At 72.1% G+C, this 19,335-nt stretch carries 18 protein-coding genes; 5 read left to right on the plus strand and 13 right to left on the minus strand.

All coding sequences use genetic code 11. The features are described 5' to 3' along the window. Positions 1–10: 10 nt before the first annotated feature. The gene (locus WBN91_RS27445) at positions 11–553 is read left to right on the plus strand and encodes a hypothetical protein (protein WP_337727313.1); all 543 of its coding nucleotides are present in this window, start codon (positions 11–13) and stop codon (positions 551–553) included. Positions 554–557: 4 nt separating this feature from the next. On the opposite strand, the gene WBN91_RS27450 is transcribed toward WBN91_RS27445, so the two are convergent. After that, positions 558–944, minus strand: coding sequence for a DoxX family protein (locus WBN91_RS27450; protein ID WP_337727312.1), 387 nt, complete (start codon positions 942–944; stop codon positions 558–560). Positions 945–1,110: 166 nt separating this feature from the next. After that, the gene (locus tag WBN91_RS27455; RefSeq protein WP_337727311.1) at positions 1,111–1,935 is read right to left on the minus strand and encodes a helix-turn-helix transcriptional regulator; all 825 of its coding nucleotides are present in this window, start codon (positions 1,933–1,935) and stop codon (positions 1,111–1,113) included. A gap of 104 nt (positions 1,936–2,039) precedes the next feature. Here WBN91_RS27455 and WBN91_RS27460 point away from each other — a divergent pair, with 104 nt between their 5' ends. Further along, positions 2,040–2,792, plus strand: a complete 753-nt coding sequence (locus tag WBN91_RS27460) for an SDR family oxidoreductase (RefSeq protein WP_337727310.1) — start codon at positions 2,040–2,042, stop codon at positions 2,790–2,792. A gap of 11 nt (positions 2,793–2,803) precedes the next feature. Here WBN91_RS27460 and lysX read toward each other — a convergent pair whose 3' ends face one another. Beyond that, the gene (gene lysX / locus WBN91_RS27465) at positions 2,804–6,112 is read right to left on the minus strand and encodes a bifunctional lysylphosphatidylglycerol synthetase/lysine--tRNA ligase LysX (RefSeq protein ID WP_337727309.1); all 3,309 of its coding nucleotides are present in this window, start codon (positions 6,110–6,112) and stop codon (positions 2,804–2,806) included. Here lysX and WBN91_RS27470 point away from each other — a divergent pair. The 3 genes from WBN91_RS27470 (at position 6,111) to pip (ending at position 8,898) form a co-directional block, all read left to right on the plus strand. Further along, positions 6,111–6,923 carry an alpha/beta fold hydrolase gene (locus WBN91_RS27470; protein ID WP_337727308.1) on the plus strand — a complete coding sequence of 271 codons (813 nt, stop codon included), beginning with the start codon at positions 6,111–6,113 and terminating at the stop codon, positions 6,921–6,923. The two genes, lysX and WBN91_RS27470, sit on opposite strands and share 2 nt — an antisense overlap. 130 nt (positions 6,924–7,053) lie before the next feature. Then, positions 7,054–7,914, plus strand: coding sequence for a 3-methyl-2-oxobutanoate hydroxymethyltransferase (gene panB / locus WBN91_RS27475; RefSeq protein WP_337727307.1), 861 nt, complete (start codon positions 7,054–7,056; stop codon positions 7,912–7,914). Positions 7,915–7,962: 48 nt separating this feature from the next. Then, positions 7,963–8,898, plus strand: coding sequence for a prolyl aminopeptidase (gene pip, locus WBN91_RS27480; protein WP_337727306.1), 936 nt, complete (start codon positions 7,963–7,965; stop codon positions 8,896–8,898). Here the strand turns inward: pip and WBN91_RS27485 are convergent. From WBN91_RS27485 to WBN91_RS27530, 10 genes are all read right to left on the minus strand, one after another. Then, positions 8,879–9,634: a helical backbone metal receptor gene (locus WBN91_RS27485; protein WP_337727305.1), complete on the minus strand. Its 756-nt coding sequence runs from the start codon at positions 9,632–9,634 to the stop codon at positions 8,879–8,881. The genes pip and WBN91_RS27485 overlap by 20 nt on opposite strands. Further along, positions 9,634–11,049, minus strand: coding sequence for an RNB domain-containing ribonuclease (locus WBN91_RS27490; protein WP_443217809.1), 1,416 nt, complete (start codon positions 11,047–11,049; stop codon positions 9,634–9,636). Before WBN91_RS27490 ends, WBN91_RS27485 begins: the two co-directional genes overlap by 1 nt. A gap of 41 nt (positions 11,050–11,090) precedes the next feature. Then, positions 11,091–11,276, minus strand: coding sequence for a hypothetical protein (locus tag WBN91_RS27495; RefSeq protein WP_337727304.1), 186 nt, complete (start codon positions 11,274–11,276; stop codon positions 11,091–11,093). Positions 11,277–11,585: 309 nt separating this feature from the next. After that, on the minus strand, positions 11,586–12,116 hold the full coding sequence (locus tag WBN91_RS27500; protein WP_337727303.1) for a hypothetical protein: 531 nt from the start codon (positions 12,114–12,116) through the stop codon (positions 11,586–11,588). A gap of 22 nt (positions 12,117–12,138) precedes the next feature. Then, positions 12,139–13,140: a C40 family peptidase gene (locus WBN91_RS27505; protein ID WP_337727302.1), complete on the minus strand. Its 1,002-nt coding sequence runs from the start codon at positions 13,138–13,140 to the stop codon at positions 12,139–12,141. Position 13,141: 1 nt separating this feature from the next. Then, positions 13,142–13,753: a hypothetical protein gene (locus tag WBN91_RS27510; RefSeq protein ID WP_337727301.1), complete on the minus strand. Its 612-nt coding sequence runs from the start codon at positions 13,751–13,753 to the stop codon at positions 13,142–13,144. After that, positions 13,753–15,648, minus strand: a complete 1,896-nt coding sequence (locus WBN91_RS27515; RefSeq protein WP_337727300.1) for a hypothetical protein — start codon at positions 15,646–15,648, stop codon at positions 13,753–13,755. The genes WBN91_RS27510 and WBN91_RS27515 overlap by 1 nt, the downstream gene beginning before the upstream one ends. Further along, a complete protein-coding gene (locus WBN91_RS27520) occupies positions 15,645–18,506 on the minus strand; it encodes an ATP-binding protein (RefSeq protein WP_443217810.1) in 2,862 nt (953 codons plus the stop codon). Before WBN91_RS27520 ends, WBN91_RS27515 begins: the two co-directional genes overlap by 4 nt. Beyond that, positions 18,487–18,969 carry a hypothetical protein gene (locus WBN91_RS27525; RefSeq protein ID WP_337727299.1) on the minus strand — a complete coding sequence of 161 codons (483 nt, stop codon included), beginning with the start codon at positions 18,967–18,969 and terminating at the stop codon, positions 18,487–18,489. The genes WBN91_RS27520 and WBN91_RS27525 overlap by 20 nt, the downstream gene beginning before the upstream one ends. 3 nt (positions 18,970–18,972) lie before the next feature. Then, a complete protein-coding gene (locus WBN91_RS27530) occupies positions 18,973–19,251 on the minus strand; it encodes a hypothetical protein (RefSeq protein WP_337727298.1) in 279 nt (92 codons plus the stop codon). Between the last annotated feature and the right edge of the window lie 84 nt (positions 19,252–19,335).

Consider the following 19,335-nt stretch of genomic DNA (forward strand, 5'->3'; position numbering starts at 1 on the left):
CTCCGCACCGATGACGACTTTCGACGACGTAGCCGCCGCCCTGGTGGACGTGGGTCTGGTGACGCCCGAGCACGCCCGGGTGGTGCTGGACAAGTACGCCGCCTACGACGACGGCCCGATGGACGCCTATTCGGTGGCGTGCGCGCTGGAGGAGTTCGGCGCGGCGGTGTCGGTGCACGCCGACGACGTGGACGACCTGGAGGAGTCCTACGCGGACGTGCTGGAACGGGCCACCGCGCTGACCGGTGGCGCGGTCACCGTCACCGGTGTCCGGCTGCGGGAGGGCGAGTTCGAGGACGGGTCGCGGGACGACGTGCTGGAGTTCGAGGTGAACGGCCGCGCGGTGACGGTCGGCGCCGAGCACCAGTCCGACGAGTACCTCGACCACATCGCGGCGTCGTTCGCGGTGTACGAACTGGCCCCCGGCGACGGGCGGAACTTCCGGGACGTGCTGTTCGACCGGGAACCCGGCCGCGGCTACGACTCGATCTTCACGCTGGTCACCGACGAACAGGCGGCGGAGCTGTCCCGGCGGCTGGGCCTGCGGATCTGAGCGCTCACCCGGTGAAGGGCTCGACCACGAACCGGCCCCACACCACGAAGGCGAGCAGGGCCAGGTAGACGAAGTCCACCGCGACCAGCTTGACCTCGCCCCGCCGGAACCGGGTGACCGCCGCCCCGACCATGATCACGCCCAGCCCGACCCCGGCCACCGGCACGAGCCCGGTCGCGATCCCGACCAGGGCGGGCAGGACCAGCCCGAGCCCGCCCAGGACCTCCAGCGCCCCGATGGCCTTCACCCCGCCGGCGCTCCAGTCCTCGACCCAGTGCCCGCTGTGCCCGGTCGCGTAGATCCTCTCCTTCGACATGGCCAGCTTGACGGTGCCGCCCGCGACGAAGGCGAGAGCGAGCAGGCCGGCGACGATCCACAGCGCGAGGTGCATGGCGATTCTCCTGGTGTCTCGGGCACTTCGCCCTGGAGACACCGAGCACAGCACCGCCCGTGACACGATGTGGCCCACGTCACCGGTGACGCGGCGGGCGCTGGGTCGCCCACCGCGATTTGTCGTACCCCCGTGGGACAATGGAGACGGGGGCCGGAGGCCGCCGTCAGGCGTCCACGGAGGCGGCCCAGCTGGCGAGCAAGCGCAAGCGTTCCTCGGTCGGCGAGCCCTCCTTGGCCGTGTACACCGCGAGGTTCACATCGGGGTCGCCGGGCAGGGCCAGCATCTCGTAGTCCAGGTCCAGGTCGCCCACGACCGGGTGGTGGAACAGCTTCGACCCGTGCGTCTTCTCCAGCACGGCGTGCTGCGCCCACAGCGTCCGGAACGTCTCGTCCTTCATCGACAGCTCCCCCACCAGCGCGGCCAGCCGCGGGTCGTCGGGGTGGCGGCCCGCGTCCAGGCGCAGGACGGCGACGGTGTCGGCGGCGACGGTCGGCCAGTCGCGGTAGAAGCGGCGGGCGTCGGGGTCCAGGAAGGCGTGGCGGGCGGCGTTGAACATGTCCGGGGTGAGCGCGCCGAAGTTGTAGAGGGCGTCGGCGAGGGCGTTCCACGCCAGCACGTCGGTGCGGCGGCCCAGGACGAACGCCGGCGTGTGCTCCATCATGTCCAGCAGGCGGCGCAGGCCGGGGCGGATGCGCTGCGGCACGTGCTTGCGGGGCCGGTGCGGGCGGACCAGGTTGCGCAGGTGGGCGCGTTCGGTCTCGTCGAGCCGCAGCACGCGCGCCACCGCGTCCAGCACCGAGTCCGACACGCTCGGGGTGCGGCCCTGTTCCAGGCGCATGTAGTAGTCCACGCTCACGCCCGCCAGCAGCGCCAACTCCTCCCGGCGCAGCCCCGGGACCCGTCGCCGGCCACCGCCGGGCAACCCCACGTCGTCCGGCCGGACCCGCGCCCGGCGGGTGCGGAGGAACTCGCCCAGGTCGTGGTTCACGAGTTCCAGTATGGCCAACCCGAGCGGGCTGATCCTGGTCCTGCCAGACCTAGGGAAAACCGCGGCCTCCGGTCACCGCCCGAAAGGGGGCCAGTGTCGTGGTCATGACATACGACCTCACCAACCGCACCGCCGTGGTCACCGGCGCCGCCAGTGGCATCGGCGCGGAGATCGCCCTCGTCCTGGCCCGGTCCGGTGCCCGGGTCGCCCTGCTGGCCCGACGCGGCGACCGGCTCGCCGACATCGCCGACAAGATCAAGGCCGAAGGCGGGCAAGCGCTCGCGGTGACCGCGGACGTCACCGGTGACCTGACCGCGACCGCCGCCGCCGTCCAGGACGCCTTCGGCCGCGTGGACCTGGTCGTCAACAACGCGGGCGTCATGCTGGCCAACCCGATCGACGCCGGCCGCACCGACGAGTGGCGCCGGATGATCGACACCAACATCACCGGTGTCCTGAACGTGGTCCACGCCTTCACCAAGGACCTGACCGCCGCAGCCGCGGAGGGCGGCACGGCGGACCTGGTGAACATCTCCTCGGTCGGCGCCCACCTGACCTTCCCGAACTTCTCCGTCTACACGGCCACCAAGGCGGCGGTGACGCACCTGTCGGCCAACCTGCGCACCGAGTTCGGCCCGCTGGGCGTGCGGGTGACCAACGTGGAGCCGGGGTTGACGGAGAGCGAGCTGGCGTCCCATGTGGACAACACGCAGGTGGTCGATGAACTGACCGCGTGGTTCGACGGCGTCGGCCGGCTGACGGCGGCGGAGGTGGCCGACGTGGTGGCCTACGCGACCAGCCGCGCCCGGCACGTCAACCTGCGGCAGATCATGGTCCTCCCCACGAAGCAGGTCTAGGTCGGGCAGGTCTAAGTCGGGCGGACGAACGGGAACAGGACGGTCTGGCGGATGGACGTGCCGGTGAGCATCATCAGCACCCGGTCCACGCCCATCCCCAGGCCGCCCGTCGGGGGCATCCCGTGTTCCAGGGCGTTCAGGAAGTCCTCGTCCAACTCCATCGCCTCGACGTCACCGCTGGCCGCCTTGAGGGACTGGGCCTCCAGCCGTCGCCGCTGCTCAAGCGGGTCGGTCAGCTCCGAGTACGCCGTGCCGATCTCCGCCCCGAACGCCACCAGGTCCCAGCGTTCGGCGAGGCGGGGGTCGGTGCGGTGCTGCCGGGTCAGCGGGGAGACCGAGGTCGGGAAGTCGGTGTAGAAGGTGGGTTCGACGGTCCTCGGCTCGACCAGCTTGTCGTAGGCCTCCAGGACCACCTGGCCGTGGTCCAGGTCGTCTTCCACGTGGATGCCTTGCGCGGCGAGCAAAGTACGAAGTTCCTCCACCGAGGTGTCGGCGGTGACTTCGACATCCAAAGCGCGGGACACCGCCGTGTGCACCGGGACGACCGGCCACTCCCCCGAGATGTCCACCTCCTCCCCGTCCCGCACGGCCACCTGCTTCCCGTGGGCCGCGACGGCCGCGTGCTGCACCAGCTCGCGCATGAGGTGCAGCATGGTGGTGTAGTCGGCGTACGCCTGGTACGCCTCCAGCATCGTGAACTCGGGGTTGTGGGTGGCGTCCGCGCCCTCGTTGCGGAAGTTGCGGTTCAGCTCGAACACCCGGTCCACGCCCGCCACGCACAAGCGCTTCAGGTACAGCTCGGGCGCGATGCGCAGGTACATCCGCATGTCGTAGGCGTTGATGTGGGTGACGAACGGCCTCGCGTTCGCCCCGCCGTGGACGGTCTGGAGCATCGGTGTCTCGACTTCCAGGTACCCGCGGGCGTGCAGGAAGTCCCGGATGCCGCGCACCACGTCGCTGCGCACCCGCAGCATCCGCGCCGAATCCGGGTTCACCACCAGGTCCAGGTACCTGCGGCGGACCCGGGACTCGGGGTCGGCCAGGCCCTTGCGCTTGTCCGGCAACGGGTGCAGGCACTTCGCGGTGACGGTCCAGGAGTCGGCCAGGACGGACAGCTCGCCGCGCCGCGACCTGGTCACCTCGCCGCGCACGCCGACGTGGTCGCCCAAGTCCACGCCCGCCTTGAACGCGGCCAAGCCCCGCTCCCCCAGGTGTTCCGTGTCCAGCATCAACTGGAGCTCGCCGCTCGCGTCCTTGACCCGCGCGAAGCACAGCCCGCCCAGCTCGCGCAGGGCGATCACGCGGCCGGTCACGGACAGGGTCTCGCCGAACCGGTCGGGGACCTCGGACAGCAGGCAGTCGCGCGGGAAGTCCACCGGGTACGGGTCGATGCCCTCCTCGCGCAGGCGGTCGAGCTTGGCGATGCGGACGCGGACCTGTTCGGGGCGGCGGACCTGCTTGGGTTCGACCTTCAGGGCGTCGATCTCGGCGACGGCGGCGGCGAAGCCCGCCCCGGCGTTCGCGTGGTGCAGCGCCCGGTCGGAGCCGCGCTTGAACAGCGAGCGCAGGTTCGGCACGAAACCCTCGGCGATGCCGGCGGCGATGCTCACGCGGGGCAGGTGGCGGGTCCGGGCGTAGCACAGGAACCGGGGCACCCAGTCCGGGTGGTACTTGGCGTTGGACCGGTAGAGCGACTCCAGCTGGAAGAACCTCGACGCCAGGCTGAGCACCCGCCGCCACGCCCGCAGCACCGGCCCCGCGCCGATCTTCTCGCCCTCCTCGAACACCGCGCGGAACATGGCGAAGTTCAGCGAGATGCGCTGCACGCCCAGGCGGCCGGCGGCGTCGGCGAGGGAGGCGACCATGTACTCGTTGAGGCCGTTCTCCGCGGACCGGTCGCGGCGCATGAGGTCCAGCGACACCCCTCGGCGGCCCCACGGCACGAACGACAGCAGGCCGCGCAGGTCGCCGCCGGCGTCGTAGGCCTCGACCATCACGCACCGGCCGTCGGTCGGGTCGCCCAGCCGGCCCAGGGCCATCGAGAACCCGCGTTCGGTCTCCGCGCCGCGCCACCGCTGCGCCAGGTCGAGCAGGGCCGCCATCTCCTCCGGCGGGATCTCCGCGTGCCGCCGGACGCGGGCGGTGTAGCCGGCGCGCTCGACGCGGCTCACCGCCTGCCGCACGGCCCGCCGCTCGGGGCCGGCGAGGCTGAACTCGCGGACGTCCAGCACGGCCTCGTCGCCGATCTCCAGCGCCTTGAGCCCGGCCGCCGCATAGACGTGAGCGCCGCGTTCGCTCGCGCCCAGGACACCGGGCATCCACCCGTACCGGCGCGCTTCGGCGAGCCACGCGGCCACGGCCAGCGGCCACGCGTCCTCGTCGCCGACGGGATCGCCGCTGGCCAGGGTCGTGCCGGCGAACACCCGGTAGGTCAGGGCGGCGCGGCCGTTCTCGGCGAAGACCGCGGACTTGTCGCGGCGGGTCGCGAAGTAGCCCAGCGAGTCGGGTTCGCCGTGCGCGGCCAGCAGCCGCCGCACGCCCAGTTCCTCGGTGTCGTTGAGCAACCGGCTGGACCGCTCGCCGCGGAAGAACACGTACAGGGCGGCGATCGCGACCAGCGTGCCCGCCAGGCCCAGCACCACGCTCAGCCACGCCGGACCCTCGCCGACCCCGGCCCGGCCCAGCGGCAGCACCTCGCCGGTGACCTGGTTGGCCGCCCACAGGAACTTCTCCCACCAGTCGAGGAGCGTGCCCGGGAAGACCTCCGTCACGCCCCAGCCGACCAGGCACGCCAGCACCATCCCGGCCACGAACAGCGTGAGCGCCTGCCGCCACGCCCCGTGCACCAGCCGGGCGGGGAACGCGGGCCGCAGCGACCACAGGAACACCAGGATCGCCGCGGACGCCAGCGCGCCGCCGCCGATGAAGGTGGCGACCTGCACCCAGTCCACGCCCGGCTCGTCCAGGCCCATGAACTCGCTCGGGTCGACCACGTAGACCAGCAGCACCACCAGCGTCACGCCCAGGCCGAGCGCCTCGAACAGCAGCAGCGTCCACAGGGCGGCCTGCTTGCGCCGCCGCGCCGCCGCGCCCAGCACCAGCAGCACCAGCGCGATGAACAGGTTGGCGTCCACCGGCAGGCCCAGCCAGTAGGCCACGATGAAGACGCCCGCGGCGAGGTCGGACTCCTCGTCGACCACCAGCAGGAGGAGGGACGCCAGCCCCGCGAGCTGCACGACCGTCGCCACGACGCCCGCCGCGCGCCACTTCCAGCCGGTGACCGCCACGACCACACCTCCGAGGAGAGCCTTGCGCACCATGATCGCCTCACTGGCCGGGGACGTGCATGTCCAGGCCACCGGGCGTGTCGGGAGCGGACCGGCGGTCGTGCTCGCGGGCGGGTTGGGCGCGGCCTGGTTCGACTGGGACGCCGTGGTGGCGCTGCTCGCCCCGCGCACCCAGGTGCTCGTCTACGACCGGCCCGGCACCGGGGACAGCGGTCCCGCGTTGGCGCCGGCCACCCTCGCCCGGGAGGTCGCCGTGCTGGACGCGGTGCTGGCCGGTGTGCCGGACGTGGTGCTGGTCGGGCACTCGATGGCGGCACTGCACGTGGAGGCCTGGGCGCGGCTGCGACCCGATCGGGTGAGCGGGGTGGTGCTGGTCGACCCGGACCCCGAGGTGCCCGGCGCGGGACGCCCGTTCGACGTGTCCGCCCTGGTCGCGCGGTGCGTGCTGCGGCTGGGGCTGGACGGGCTGGTCGCGCGGCACGGGCTGCGGCTGCGGCGGTGGGCGGTGACCGGGTCCACGCTGGGACGTGCCGACCGGGCCGACCCGGAGCAGGTGCGGCGGGTGTACGGGCGGCCCTCGGTGACGCGGGCCGTGCTGGACGAGCTGGCCTCCTACCCCGGGCAGGTGGCCGCGCTGGAGCGGCTGCGCGCGTTCCGCCCGCTGCCGCACGTGCCGTTCACCGTGCTCACGGCCGGGCGGCGGGTGTTCCCCGAGCACCTGGCGCTGGCCGGGCAGGTGCCGTGGGGCACGAACGTGCTGGTACCGGGCAGTCGGCACATGGTCCCGGTGGACCGGCCGGACGCCGTGGCCCTGGCCGTGCTCAAGGCGCTGCCCGGGGTGTGAGGTCAGCCGGGTGTGAGGTCACTCGCACACCGCGCACAACGTCGGGTTCCGGTGTCACGCTGTCCGGGTAACCGTGCAACAAGGCCCGGAGACCCGCGACGGAGCGGGCTTCGAGGGAGGACGGTCGACGATGACCTCTGCCGAGGTAACCGCGCCCTACGGCACCGGAGCCGCCAAGGCCCCGGCGGGACCGGCGAAGAAGGTCCGCATCCACCACTTGCGTGAGCTGAAGGAACGCGGCGAGCCGTGGCCCATGCTCACCGCCTACGACATGTACACCGCCGAGCTCTTCGACGAGGCCGGCATCCCCGTGCTGCTTGTCGGCGACTCCGCGTCGAACAACGTCTACGGGTACGACACCACCCTGCCCGTCACCGTCGACGAGCTCATCCCGCTGGTCCGCAGCGTCACCCAGTCGGTGAAGCGGGCGCTGGTCGTGGCCGACCTGCCCTTCGGCTCCTACCAGGTGTCGGTCGAGCAGGCCGTCGCGACCGCGGTCCGGTTCATGAAGGAAGGCCGCGCGCACGCGGTCAAGCTGGAGGGCGGCCGGCACTTCGCGCCGCACATCGAGGCCATCGTGCGGGCGGGCATCCCCGTCATGGCGCACATCGGGTTCACCCCGCAGAGTGAGCACCAGATGGGTGGCTACCGGGTGCAGGGCCGCAACGACGCGTTCGACGCCGTGGTGGCCGACGCGCACGCGGTGCAGGAGGCCGGGGCGTTCGCGGTCGTGCTGGAGATGGTGACGGCCGAGGTGGCCAAGCAGATCACGCACGACCTCTCCATCCCGACCGTCGGCATCGGCGCCGGTCCGGACACCGACGCCCAGGTGCTGGTGTGGCAGGACATGCTGGGGCTGCGGCGGGGCAAGGCCCCCAAGTTCGTCAAGCGGTACGCCAACATGGCCGACGTCATGCTGGGCGCGGCACGCGAGTTCGCGGCCGAGGTCAAGGGCCACCAGTTCCCCGGGCCGGAGCACACCTTCCACTGAGCGTGGTCGATCGGTGACCGTCGGTCGGCGTCGGGCAGAGTAGGGGTCATGTACCCCGAGATCGAGCCCTACGACCAGGGCCTGCTCGACGTCGGCGACGGGCACCGCGTGTACTGGGAGGTCTGCGGCAACCCCTACGGCAAGCCCGTGGTGTTCCTGCACGGCGGGCCGGGCGGGGGCAGCGCGCCGGCGCACCGGAGGCTGTTCGACCCGTCTGCGTACCGGATCGTGCTGATCGACCAGCGCGGGTGCGGTCGGTCGCTGCCGCACGCCGGTGACCCCGGTGCGGACCTGTCGGCGAACACCACCTGGCACCTGGTGGCGGACCTGGAGGTCGTGCGCGAGCACCTCGGGATCGACCGGTGGCAGGTGTTCGGCGGGTCGTGGGGCAGCACACTGGCCCTGGCGTACGCGCAGACCCACCCCGACCGGGTGACCGAGCTGGTGCTGCGCGGGGTCTTCACGCTGCGGCGGCGCGAGCTGGACTGGTACTACGGCGGCGGGGCCGGGTTCCTGTTCCCCGAGCGGTGGTCGCGGGTCGTCGAGCTGGCGCCGGACGGGGACGTGATCTCCACGTACGCCCGACTGCTGCACGACCCGGACCCGGTGGTGGCCGAGGCGGCGGCCGTGGCGTGGAGCGTGTGGGAGGCCTCGACGGTCACGCTGGTCGAGCGGCCCGAGCTGGTGGCGGCGTTCGCGCGGCCCCGGTACGCGTTGGCGTTCGCCCGGATCGAGAACCACTACTTCGTGAACCGGGGCTGGTTGGCCGAGGGGCAGTTGCTGCGCGACGCCGGGAAGCTGGTCGGGATCCCCGGGGTCATCGTGCAGGGGCGCTACGACGTGGCCACGCCCGCGGTGACGGCGTGGGAGCTGCACCGGGCCTGGCCCGGGTCCGAGCTGGTCATGGTGCCCGACGCCGGGCACGCCTACGACGAGCCCGGGATCCTGAAAGCGCTGGTGGCGGCTACCGACCGGTTCCGCTGAGCGCCCTTTCGAGGGCGTGCCGCGCCTCGACGAGCGCCGGGCCGTACCAGGTCAGGAAGCGGCCCGAGACGTGCACCGCGCGGGTGCCGGGGAAGAACTGCGGGCCGTCGTCCGGGGTGAACAGGTAGGGCTCGTCCGGGAGCACGACCAGGTCCACCTCCGTGGCCTGGAGTTCCTCCAGGGTCGGGCGCGGGTAGCGCTCGGCGTGGTCGGCGTAGGCGTTGAGCACGCCCAGGCGGCGCAGGACATCGCCCGCGAAGGTGTCCCGGCCGACGACGACCCACGGCTTGCGCCACACCGGGATGATCGCGCGAGCCCGGGGCTCCTCGACGTGCCGCCACAGGTTCTCGGCCTTGACCAGCCACTCCGGCTCGACGTCCCACGCGGTGCCGAACAGGCGGCGCAGCGACCCCAGGGCGGCGGGGACCGACGCGGGCGCGGCCATCACCCAGACGGGGATGCCGTTGGCGCGCAGGCGTTCCACGTCCTGGGGGCGGTTCTCCTCGCTGTTGGCCAGGACGAGGTCGGGCGCGAGGCCGATGACCTGGTCGACGTGCGGGTACTTCGAGCCGCCCACCCGGTCGACCTCCAGGTCCTCCGGGTGCGTGCAGTAGTCGGTGGCGCCGACGAGGACGCTCGGGTCCACCGCCTCGGTGAGGGAGGGGACGAGGCTGACCACGCGGCGCGGCGGCCCTGGCAGCGGGACCGGTTCGCCCAGGTCGTCGACGGGGAGCATCAGTCGTCGACCCGCGTGAAGGCCACCTTGCGGCGGTCCGGGTCGGCCTCGGTCAGGCGCACCTTGATCCGCTCGCCTTCCGGCAGGTCCTCGCCGGTGCACCGGCCCATGACCGGCGGGTGCGCGACGAACACGTCCGCGCCGGAGTTCTCCGCCCGCAGCACCACGGCCTCGAACTCCTGGCCCACGCGGTCGACCAGCACCCAGGCCTCGACCTGGTCCAGGCACGCGCGGTCGACCTTGCTCGCCAGGGTGTCGCTGCCGCCCATCAGGCCCGGGAGCAGCGGGAGCGCTTGGCGCAGCCAGTCCGGGACCGGCTCGCCCGCCGTGATCGCCAGGCACACCTCGGCCGCGAACCGGTCCACCAGGCGGCGCAGCGGTGCGGTGACGTGGGTGTACGGGGCCGCCACGCCCGCGTGCGTGATGACCGGCGGGATCTCGCCGTCGAACGCGGTGTAGCCGGCGCCCCTGAGCAGTCTCGTGGCGTCCACGAACAGGGCCAACGACTCGGGTCGGCTCGGGTCGAGGCTCGCCAGGAACCTCGCCGGGGTCGCGCCCTCGGGCCACGGGACGCCCAGGGCGTGCGCCGAGCGCTTCAGGACGTCCACCGCGCCGTCGTCGGCGTCGGGGAGGGTGCGCAGGACGCCGATCCGACCCTCCAACATGATCTTGGCGGCAGACATGCCGGTGAGCAGGGAGATCTCGGCGTTCCACGAGTCGACGTCCACGCGGGGGCGGACGACGAGCTTCCAGTCGCCGTCGCCGTTCGGGACGATCTCCTGCTCGGGCAGCTGGAGTTCCACCGCCCCTCGCTCGGCGGCCCGTTCCCGGCGCAGGCGGCCGAAGTCGGCCAAGGCCTCGATGGACGGGTGCGGGTTCTTGGCGTCGAACGAGCGCTGGACGGACTCGTAGTCGAGTTGGGCGGTCGAGCGGATCATCGCGCGGCGGACCCGGACGTCGGTGGGCTCGCCGCTGCGGTCGCAGTCGAACGTCCACAGGACGGCCGGGCGGGTCTGGCCCGGCAGGAGGCTCGCCGCGCCCTCGGACAGGACCGTCGGGTGCAGCGGCACGTTGCCGTCCGGCAGGTAGAGCGTCTGGCCGCGCCGGCGGACCTCCGCGTCCAGCGCGCCGCCGGGGACGACGACCAGGCCCAGGTCGGCGATCGCGTAGTGGACGCGGAAGCCGTTGGGTCGGCGTTCCAGGAAGACGGCCTGGTCGAGGTCCTTCGCGCCCGGCGGGTCGATCGTGACGAACGGCAGGCCGGTGGCGTCCTCCCGTGCTCCGGGCTCGCGGGACAACGCCTGCTCGGCCTCCGCGAGCACGGCGGCCGGGAACTCGCCGGGCAGCCCGAACTCGGCCCGGATACCGCTGAAGTCCAGGTCCGCCCTACCGGTGCGGATCACCAAGGAGGCCACGGGTGCACCTTAACCCGCACGAGTCCCTCCAGTCGCTCCGCTCACTTCCCCTTCCACTTGCGGTCTTTCTCGTCTTCGGCCTCGGTCCGCTGCCGGGCCAGTTCGAGCGCGCGGGTGGCGGTGGCCTCGTCGGGGTAGGGCCCCATGCGGTCGCCGCCCCGGCAGCCGACGCCCTTCTCGGCCTTCTGATGGGTCAGGCAGTAGTACCAGGCATTCGGATCACCCATGCGTCAAGGCTGACATGCGTGCGCGCGCATGTCATGTCCTGCGGAGGAGTGGCGCACCCGCCCGTTTTTGTCGGTACCCGGTGGGACAATGGTGCCGGGGGCCGGAGGCCGAGCCGATGGCGAGACCACCGGCCGGCCTTGGGCCGCATCGACCACTCGCCGCACCCTGACCTACCACCGCGCCGACCTACCACCGCGCCGACCCGCGCCCGACGCGTCCCGACCGGCCCGCGCGCCGCGCCCGTCCGGCCCGCGCGCCGCGCCCGTCCGGACCGGCCACCCGCGCCCGCCCAGAACAGCCCGGCCGTGTCAGCGCTGAGGGGGTGTCTGCACCGGCAGCGGTCCCGAGTGCGGGTAGGGCTGCTGCCTCGGCGGCTGCGGGAACTGCGGCGCCGGGAAGCCCCTGGGCGGGGTGTTCTGGGTGGCGTTGGCGAGGTTGGCCGGGATCGGGTCCAGGACCGAGACCAGCACCGTCTGGTTCTCCGGGTCGTCGATCCGCTTGCCCGTCCGGTCGCGGTACACCACGTCGCCGTCCGAGTCGATCTCCATGATCGCCCCCACCTCGGCCAGCTGGTCCTCGTCCAGGTCGACCAGGCGTTCCCGCCGCGACGGGACCACCCGGTAGACCGGCCAGCCCAGGTGCGCCACCGAGCGGTGGAACTCGGCCAGCAGGTGCGTCAGCTGCTGCTGCCACGCCAGGGGCATGGCCTCGACCAGGTTCCGGGGCAGGACCGCGTAGCCCGCGTCCACGCCCGGCGGTTGCGAGTTCAGGTAGTCGCGCAGTGGTGTGCTCGACGCGGGCGGACCGGCGTGGCGCTGGATGGGGTCGGGGGTGAACATCGGTGGTGCCTCCCTCACACGATCACACGCCCGGCCGGACGGCCAGTGGCATCAGCTCGTAGTAGTCCCAGTTGAGCTTGCTGATCTTCACCACGTCCCCGGTCTGGGGGGCGTGGATGTACTCGTCGTTGCCCAGGTACATGGCCACGTGGTGCACGGTGACCGGGTTGGCGGGGTTGGTCGCCCAGAAGATGAGGTCGCCCGCCTTGGCCTCGCGGACCGGCAGGTGCGCGCCGCCGGACATGTACTGGTCGTTGGCCACGCGGGGGATCTTCACGCCCGCCGCCGCGAAGGCCTTGACCAGGATGCCCGAGCAGTCCCACTGGTCGGGGCCGTTGCCGCCCCACAGGTACGGCTCGCCCAGCTGCTGCTTGGTGAACTCGATGGCGGTCGCGGCGGCACCGGAGGCGAGCAGGAAGTTGCCCACGGCCTCGCCGCAGCCGGCCGGGTCGGAGACGCCGGCCTCGCCGATCAGGAAGGCCGCCATCGCCTCCCAGTTGTGGTAGCGGTCGGGGAACGCCGAGCGCTCCACGGCCTGCGCCGAGTCGCCGGGGCGGCGGTTCTCCCAGTCCGGGACCTTCTCCAGGACGTCGTAGAACTTCCGGATCGCGTAGTCCGGATCGGTGACCTGGGCGGGCGAGCCCCAGCCCATCGACGGGCGCATCTGGAAGATGCCCAGGGAGTCGCGGTCGCCGTAGTTCAGGCTGCGCAGGCCCGACTCGGTCATGCCCGCCTGGATGGCGATCTGCCAGGCCAGCGGCGGCAGGTTGCGCTCCCGACCGATGTCGATGATCATCCGGACGGTCTCGCGCTGCTCGTCGTTGAGGCGGCTCGCGTCGTTGCGGCCCTTGTCCGCGCCGCCGCCCTCCCACGGGCCGATGGACGCGTTGCAGCCGACGGAGCGGTACTGGGCGGTGGCGCCCTCGGCGGGTTGGGTGCCGTTGATGACGGTCGAGACGCCGTTGGTCACGGCCACGGCGATCACGGCGACCACCGCGACGGCCACCAGCGCGAACTTCAGCATCTCAGCCCACCCTGCTGTACTTGTGCACGCGCCAGCCCTCGGGCAGCTTCGCCACGGTCACCACGAGCTTGCCGGTTTCCAGGTCGGCTTCGAAATCGACCGAATCGGTGGTCGCGTTCTTCGCCTTGACCTCGCTCTTGAGCTCCTTGGGCACGTTCTGCGGGTCGACGGACTGGAGCGTGGGCAGCAGCTCCTTGGACGTCCACCTCTCCATGCCCTGCAACCACTTGGCGTTGGTGATGCCGGGCGGGTGGTTCAGCCAGGCGTCGATCCAGCTCTCGGCGACCAGTTGGGCGTCCGCGCTGACCGGGGCCGACGGGGCCGAGTTGGTGGGGCTGGGCGCTTTCGTCGGCAGCGGCGAGGTGGTGCCGGCGCTGGGCAGCACACCGATCTGGTTGCCACCACTGGACTGCGGCCGGGCGGTGGTCGTCACGACGACCCCACCGGCGCCGGTCTTCTTCTCCCCCAACGCCTTGTCCACCACGATGCTCACCGTCGCCACGACCGCGATCACGCCGACGATCGTCGCGACCAGGTGGGTGGGCGACTTCAGCGGCCACCCCCACAGGCGGCGGTAGACCGCCGCGCGTCCCCGGTTGGTCCTGATCGGCATCAGCTGTCCCTGACCTCAAGCCCGCGCGACGGCCGGTAGATCACGTGGACCTGCCGCCCCGCCACGACCTCCGTCTCCGCCCGCCGCGGCCCCGGCACGACCGTGCTGTCCGAGAGCCGCGAGAACCCCGGCTGCACCCGCGAGGGCACCAGCACGGCGTCGTCCAACCGATCCCAGTTCCGATCGGCCACCGGCGCCACGTCCACCACCCGAGACCGCCCGGAAGGCAACGCCGCCGGCCCGAACCCGTTGCCGGCCAAGGCACCCCCACCGTTCACCCCGGCCGAACTCCCCACCTCGCCCGCCACCCCACCACGGTCGAGCCGCTGAGCGGTGGCCACGACAGGATTGGCCGCCTCGGGCCGAACCCGCCCACGCGCCCGCTGCGGCACGTCGGCATCGGGATCGCTGTCCCGCACGGTGTCCCAGAACTCCTCCTGCGGCGACGGCCCGGTCTCCTTCTTCCGCCGCAACATCGACAACAACCCACCGCGCATGGGCAGCGCGTTGGACGCCGAACCGGCGGACATCTCGACCATCTGCCACATGCGCCGCATGGGTTTGCCGACCATGAAGCAGACCAGGGTCAACATCAGGCCGAGCAGCGTCCGGGTGAGCAGCGACAGGCCCGTGGCGTTGAAGATCGCCTGGAGCAGCAGCGCGTGCGTGCCCGCCAGCACGGCCAGGACCAGCACGTTGAACACGGTCACGGCGGCGGCGCGGCCGACCTTGCGCAGCAGGTCGTGGTGGACCAGGGCGACCAGGCCGATCAGCGGCCCGGCCAGCGTCAGCACCCGCAGCAGCAACTGGGCGAGCAGGACCGCGGCCTTGGCGAACAGCTGGAACAGCGAGAACGCGACGGCTTGCAGCAGGGCCAGGAAACCCGCGCCCGTCCGGCCGCCGGCCTCACCGCTGAAGTAGCCCTGGGCCGGGCCGAGCTGCGCGTAGATGTTCTTGTACTCGGTGCGCTTGGCGTTGAGGGCGTTCTGGTCGCCGTCCTTGTGCTCGCCGATCTCCTGCACCGTCCAGGCCTGGACGGCCAGCAGCTTGGGGCCGTACTCCGTCGCCTGCGGCGCCTCGGGCGAGCCGAACTCGCCGCGCAGCCAGCTCTGGTAGACCACCGAGTCGTGCAGCCTCGACGGCAGCACGTCGAGGTTGTCCTTGTTCTCCTCGACGTCGACGAAACCGGCCTGGATCTCGGAGGTCTTGGTGACCAGCGTGCTGTCGAGCAGGTCGTAGAACTGCGGCAGGGCCAGGGTCGAGGTCGCGAGCCACATCGCGGCCAGCGCCCACAGGCCGCGTTTGCTGATGCTGGCCAGGTCGCCGTTCCAGATCTGGCGGAACATCAGGATCGCCAGGATCAGCGCCACCAGGCCGAACCAGCGCAGGTAGACGTTGTCGTAGACCTTCTGCACGCCCGCCTTCACGGCGTCGTCCAACGGCTGGAGCAGACCCTGGCCGACGACGGTGTAGTGCAGCGCGTTGGTCGCGCCGACGATGTTCTTGCCGGCGTTGAACAGCTGGTTGCCCATCCACGTGTCCAGCACGGGCGTGGCGTTGGGCAGGACGCACTTCTCCTGGTAGGTGTGCCAGACCATGCCCGCGTACCCGTACACCAGGTACGGGGAGTCCTTCACGCCGTTGCCGATCGGCGGGTCGATCGCGCCGACCATGCCCGAACCCGGGCGTTCCGGCGACGGGGCCTCACCGCAGGGCGCGGCGTGCGCGGCGGGGGCCCCGAAGACGACCTGGAGGCTCAAGATCGCCGTGACCGCGGCCATCGACACCCAGCGCCGGCGGCGGGGGTGGGACGGCGCGGTCACCGGGGCGCGTCTGAAGCGCCGCCGCGCGTAGAGCGCGGCGGCGATGGTCGCCACCAGGAGGAGGGTGCTCATGCGGCACCTTCCCGACCCTGACGGCGGGTTCCTCCCTCACCGTGCGTCGAGTCGACCAGGTCGTCGACCAAGCCCACTTCGAGGTCGGCGGCCAGTTCGTCGTCGTAGTCGTCGGGCAGGTCCTCCGCGTAGGCGAAGGGGTCCTGCGGTGGGGACGACAGTTCGATCTCCGCGGGCTCGTTGCCCTCGCGCAGGGCGTCCGGGGTGGTGTCCAGGGCGTTGCGCAGGTGTTCCAGGTGCGGGCCGGAGAAGTCGATGCGGATGCGTTCCACGCCGCCCGCGCCGTCGCCGAAGATGAACTGCCGGGGCGCACGGTCGCGTTCGGTGGCCGTGCGGGCGCCGCCGGGGCGGCGGCCCAGGGACGCCACGACCTGCTCGTAGCCGGCCCCGACCGGGACCTTGAGCAGGCGCAACGCGTCCGCCTGAGCCTGGTCGTCGTCCAAGCGGCCCACGAAGACCGAGTCGAGCAGGGTCACGAAACCCTGGATCTTCAGGAAGTCCGCCGGGATCTGCGACGACAGCAGCACGCGCACGTTCCACTTGCGGGAGTCGCGGGCGAAGCGGTTCATCAGCACGCGGCCCGTCGGGACCTCGGACAGGAAGAACGCCTCGTCGATCCACACGCCCTTGCGGAGGTCCTTCGGGCGTTCGTAGATCGACCGCTGCGTCAGCCACGCGGCCAGGTTGAGCATCTCGACGCCGAGCGCCTCGGCGTCGGTCCAGTGCTCGCGACCCACGCCGTCCTTCGGCAGGTTCAGGCCTGCCATCGTCAGCACGGTCAACCGGTCGTCGCGCTGCTCGTTGTACGGGTCGGCGTCCTGCTCCGGGATGAGCAGCGACATGCGCTCCCGCATCTCGTCCAGGAAGTCCGCCACGACCACGGCGTGCTCGTGGTGCTCGGACGCGTCCCGTCGCAGCGCCTCGAACACCATGCCGGGGTGCGCGTCGGGCCGGCCTCCGACCGTGCGGACCGCGCGCAGCAGCACGATCCGGGTCTGCGGCAGCCGCGCCACCTCGAACGGCAGCAAGCCGCTCAGCACGTCCAGCACGAGGCGACGCCGGGTGGCCGCGGCCAGCGCGCGTTCGCGCCGCCACGCCCGTTCCGGGTCCTCCTCGTCCATGAAGTGCTCCAGGTGCGGCTCCGCCACCACCCGGTAGGGGTTGAGGATGCCGGGCTGGGCGTTGAGCAGGTTGATCGGCCGCGCGTAGGGCCGCAGCTCGGGCAGCTCGCACAAGGCGGCCAGCGGACCCGACGGGTCCAGCAGCGTCCAGTGCGCACCGGCCCGCAGCGTCTTGTAGACGATGCCGCCGCCCAGGAACGACTTGCCCGCGCCCAGCCCCGCGACCATCGCGGTCAGACCGGACGAGTCGCGCAACTCCTGCGCCATCCACGGGTCCCACGCCACCGGGCGCCGGGTCGCGGTCACGGTCTCGCCGAGCAGGATGCCGCGCCGGTCACCGACCTCCGCGGTCGCGGTGGGCACGGACGAGGCCGCCCACAACACCGACCCGCGCCGCAGGTACGCCGAGGACGACAGCGGCTCACCCGGGATGAACTCCCGCGCGATCGCGTACTGCGCCTCGGGGTGCTCGATGGCGACCTTCGGCTTGTAGAGGTCCAGCAGGGCCTGGGCGAGCCGGAGGGCTTCCCGCTCGGTCGGCCCGGACACGGCCAGCCGCCACCAGGAGCGCACCCGCGTGCCCAGGGCGGTGAAGCCCGACGTCATCTCGTCGTCGATCTCCAGCACCCGCGACGCCTGCCGCGCCAACGACTGCGGCGGCTCCAGCTCGTGCTCGTCGGTGTAGTGCCGGACCTGCGAGCGGACCTTGGACATCTGCCGCTGGAGTTCGCCGGACACCTCCTCCGGCCGCCGCACGTAGATCCGCGCCGACCACTCGACCGCCGCGGGCAGCCGGTCGGACCGCTGCACCCACGGGTCGTCGACCTCGGGGATCTGCAAGCCGTGCATGAGCCCGACGGTGAGCACGGCGACGTGCCGCTTGATGCCCGCGTTCGAGCCGGTCCGCCCCCGCACGGTGACGGTCGGCGCGTACGGGTCCTGGTGGAAGTCCGCGGCGTCGGTGAACGAGGCCAGGTCCTCCGGCTCCCACGGCGCGCCCGGCACGGCGGGCAGGTTGCGCGGCGCGGGCAGGCCCAGCGAGCACGACCGGTGCATCAGCCAGGACATCTCCTCGGCCGTCACCGGCCGACCTTCGAGCCCGGCGGACCCGATGACCTGGTCCAGGTGGTCGATCTCGGACTCGATCGCGACCAGCTCGGCGTCCACCGCGTCGGGGAAGACCTTGCGCAGCACGGGCGCGGCGCGTTCGACCGCGCGGTCCATCATGTTGCGGGTCTGCACCTGGACGCCCAGGTAGACCTCTTTCTCCGCCATCGAGCGGCCCATGAGCTGCTGCTGCTCGCCGACCATGTAGTCGTCGAAGGATAGCGTGCCCGGGGTGTCCGGCAGCCGGCGCACCGCGTTGTGCACGTGCGCCTCGGCCCACATGCGGATCGGGTACGGCCGGGTCGTCACCCGCAGGTGCATCCAGCGGCCCTGGAGTTCGGCGTACTGGCCCGCGATGGCGGCGATCAGGTCCTGGCGCTGCGAGTCGGAGCGGAACGACCAGCGCTGCGGCGCGAGCTTGTACCAGGCGTAGACCTCCTGCCCGGTGCGCAGCAGGTGGCCGTCGATGCTGCGCGCGGCGATCGACGGGGTGTAGCTCGGCACGGCCTGCTCACCGGGCAGGCGGCGACCGCGCTTGCTGTAGACCTTGCGGTCGTCCCGACCCGCCGCCGCGTGCTGGGCGACGTGCGGGGCGACGCGTCGGTTGCGGTCACGCCGGCGTCCGAACACCGCGAACCTCCTTCTTACGGCGGTCTGACTGCCTGCGGTGCGGGGTCGGGGTGGCGGTCGCCGTGCTGCGCTTCGCCCCCTTGGTCTTCCTGGGACGCCTCCGGGGCCGCTGCGGGTTGACGCGGATGCGGGCCGCGCTGGCCGCGCCGCCCTGGCCGGAGGTCTTCTCCCGGGGCGCGGTCAGCTCACGCACCCACATCGTCATCACCGACGACAGCGGGCGTTCGTGGCTGATCCGGGCGGTGATGAACCGGGTCAACGCGATCGTGATCACGAAGCCCCAGCCGGTGTTGATGAAGTCGAAACCGAAGCCGATCTGCCGCTGCACGGCGGTGACCAGCAGGAACACCACGATTCCGACGCCCCAGGCGACGTAGCGCGCACGCCACGGGAAGGTGGCTTTGGGCGGCCCGAGCCAGACGGCGTCGACCCGGTAGACCTCGTCGTCAGTCCGTACCCGCAAGGGTCACCCGCCGGTGAACAGGCCGGCGATCCACTGGCCGATGTTCGCCCCGGCGTTCGTGGTCACCGCCAGTCCGATGATCGCCAACGCGATGATGACACCGCCGAGACGGCGCATGACCCCGGCGTTGTCGCCCTTGCCGCCGCCGAGCCACAGCAACAGCAGGGCCACGGTCAGCAAGAGGAGCGGTACCAGGTTGTCGAGGATCCACTGGCGCAGGCCGCCTGTGCCGGGCGCGACCGGTTGCTGCTGCGCGAGTGTTACCAGGGTCTGGGCGGTCATCTCGTACTCCCGAGGTCGCAGGTTCGAATCCTGCCGGGGGCGCTCTGGTGCTGGTCACGCCGGTGGTGGCCGATCTGGTTCAAG

This window comes from Saccharothrix sp. CCNWYY140, assembly GCF_037401995.1.
Taxonomy (GTDB): domain Bacteria; phylum Actinomycetota; class Actinomycetes; order Mycobacteriales; family Pseudonocardiaceae; genus Actinosynnema.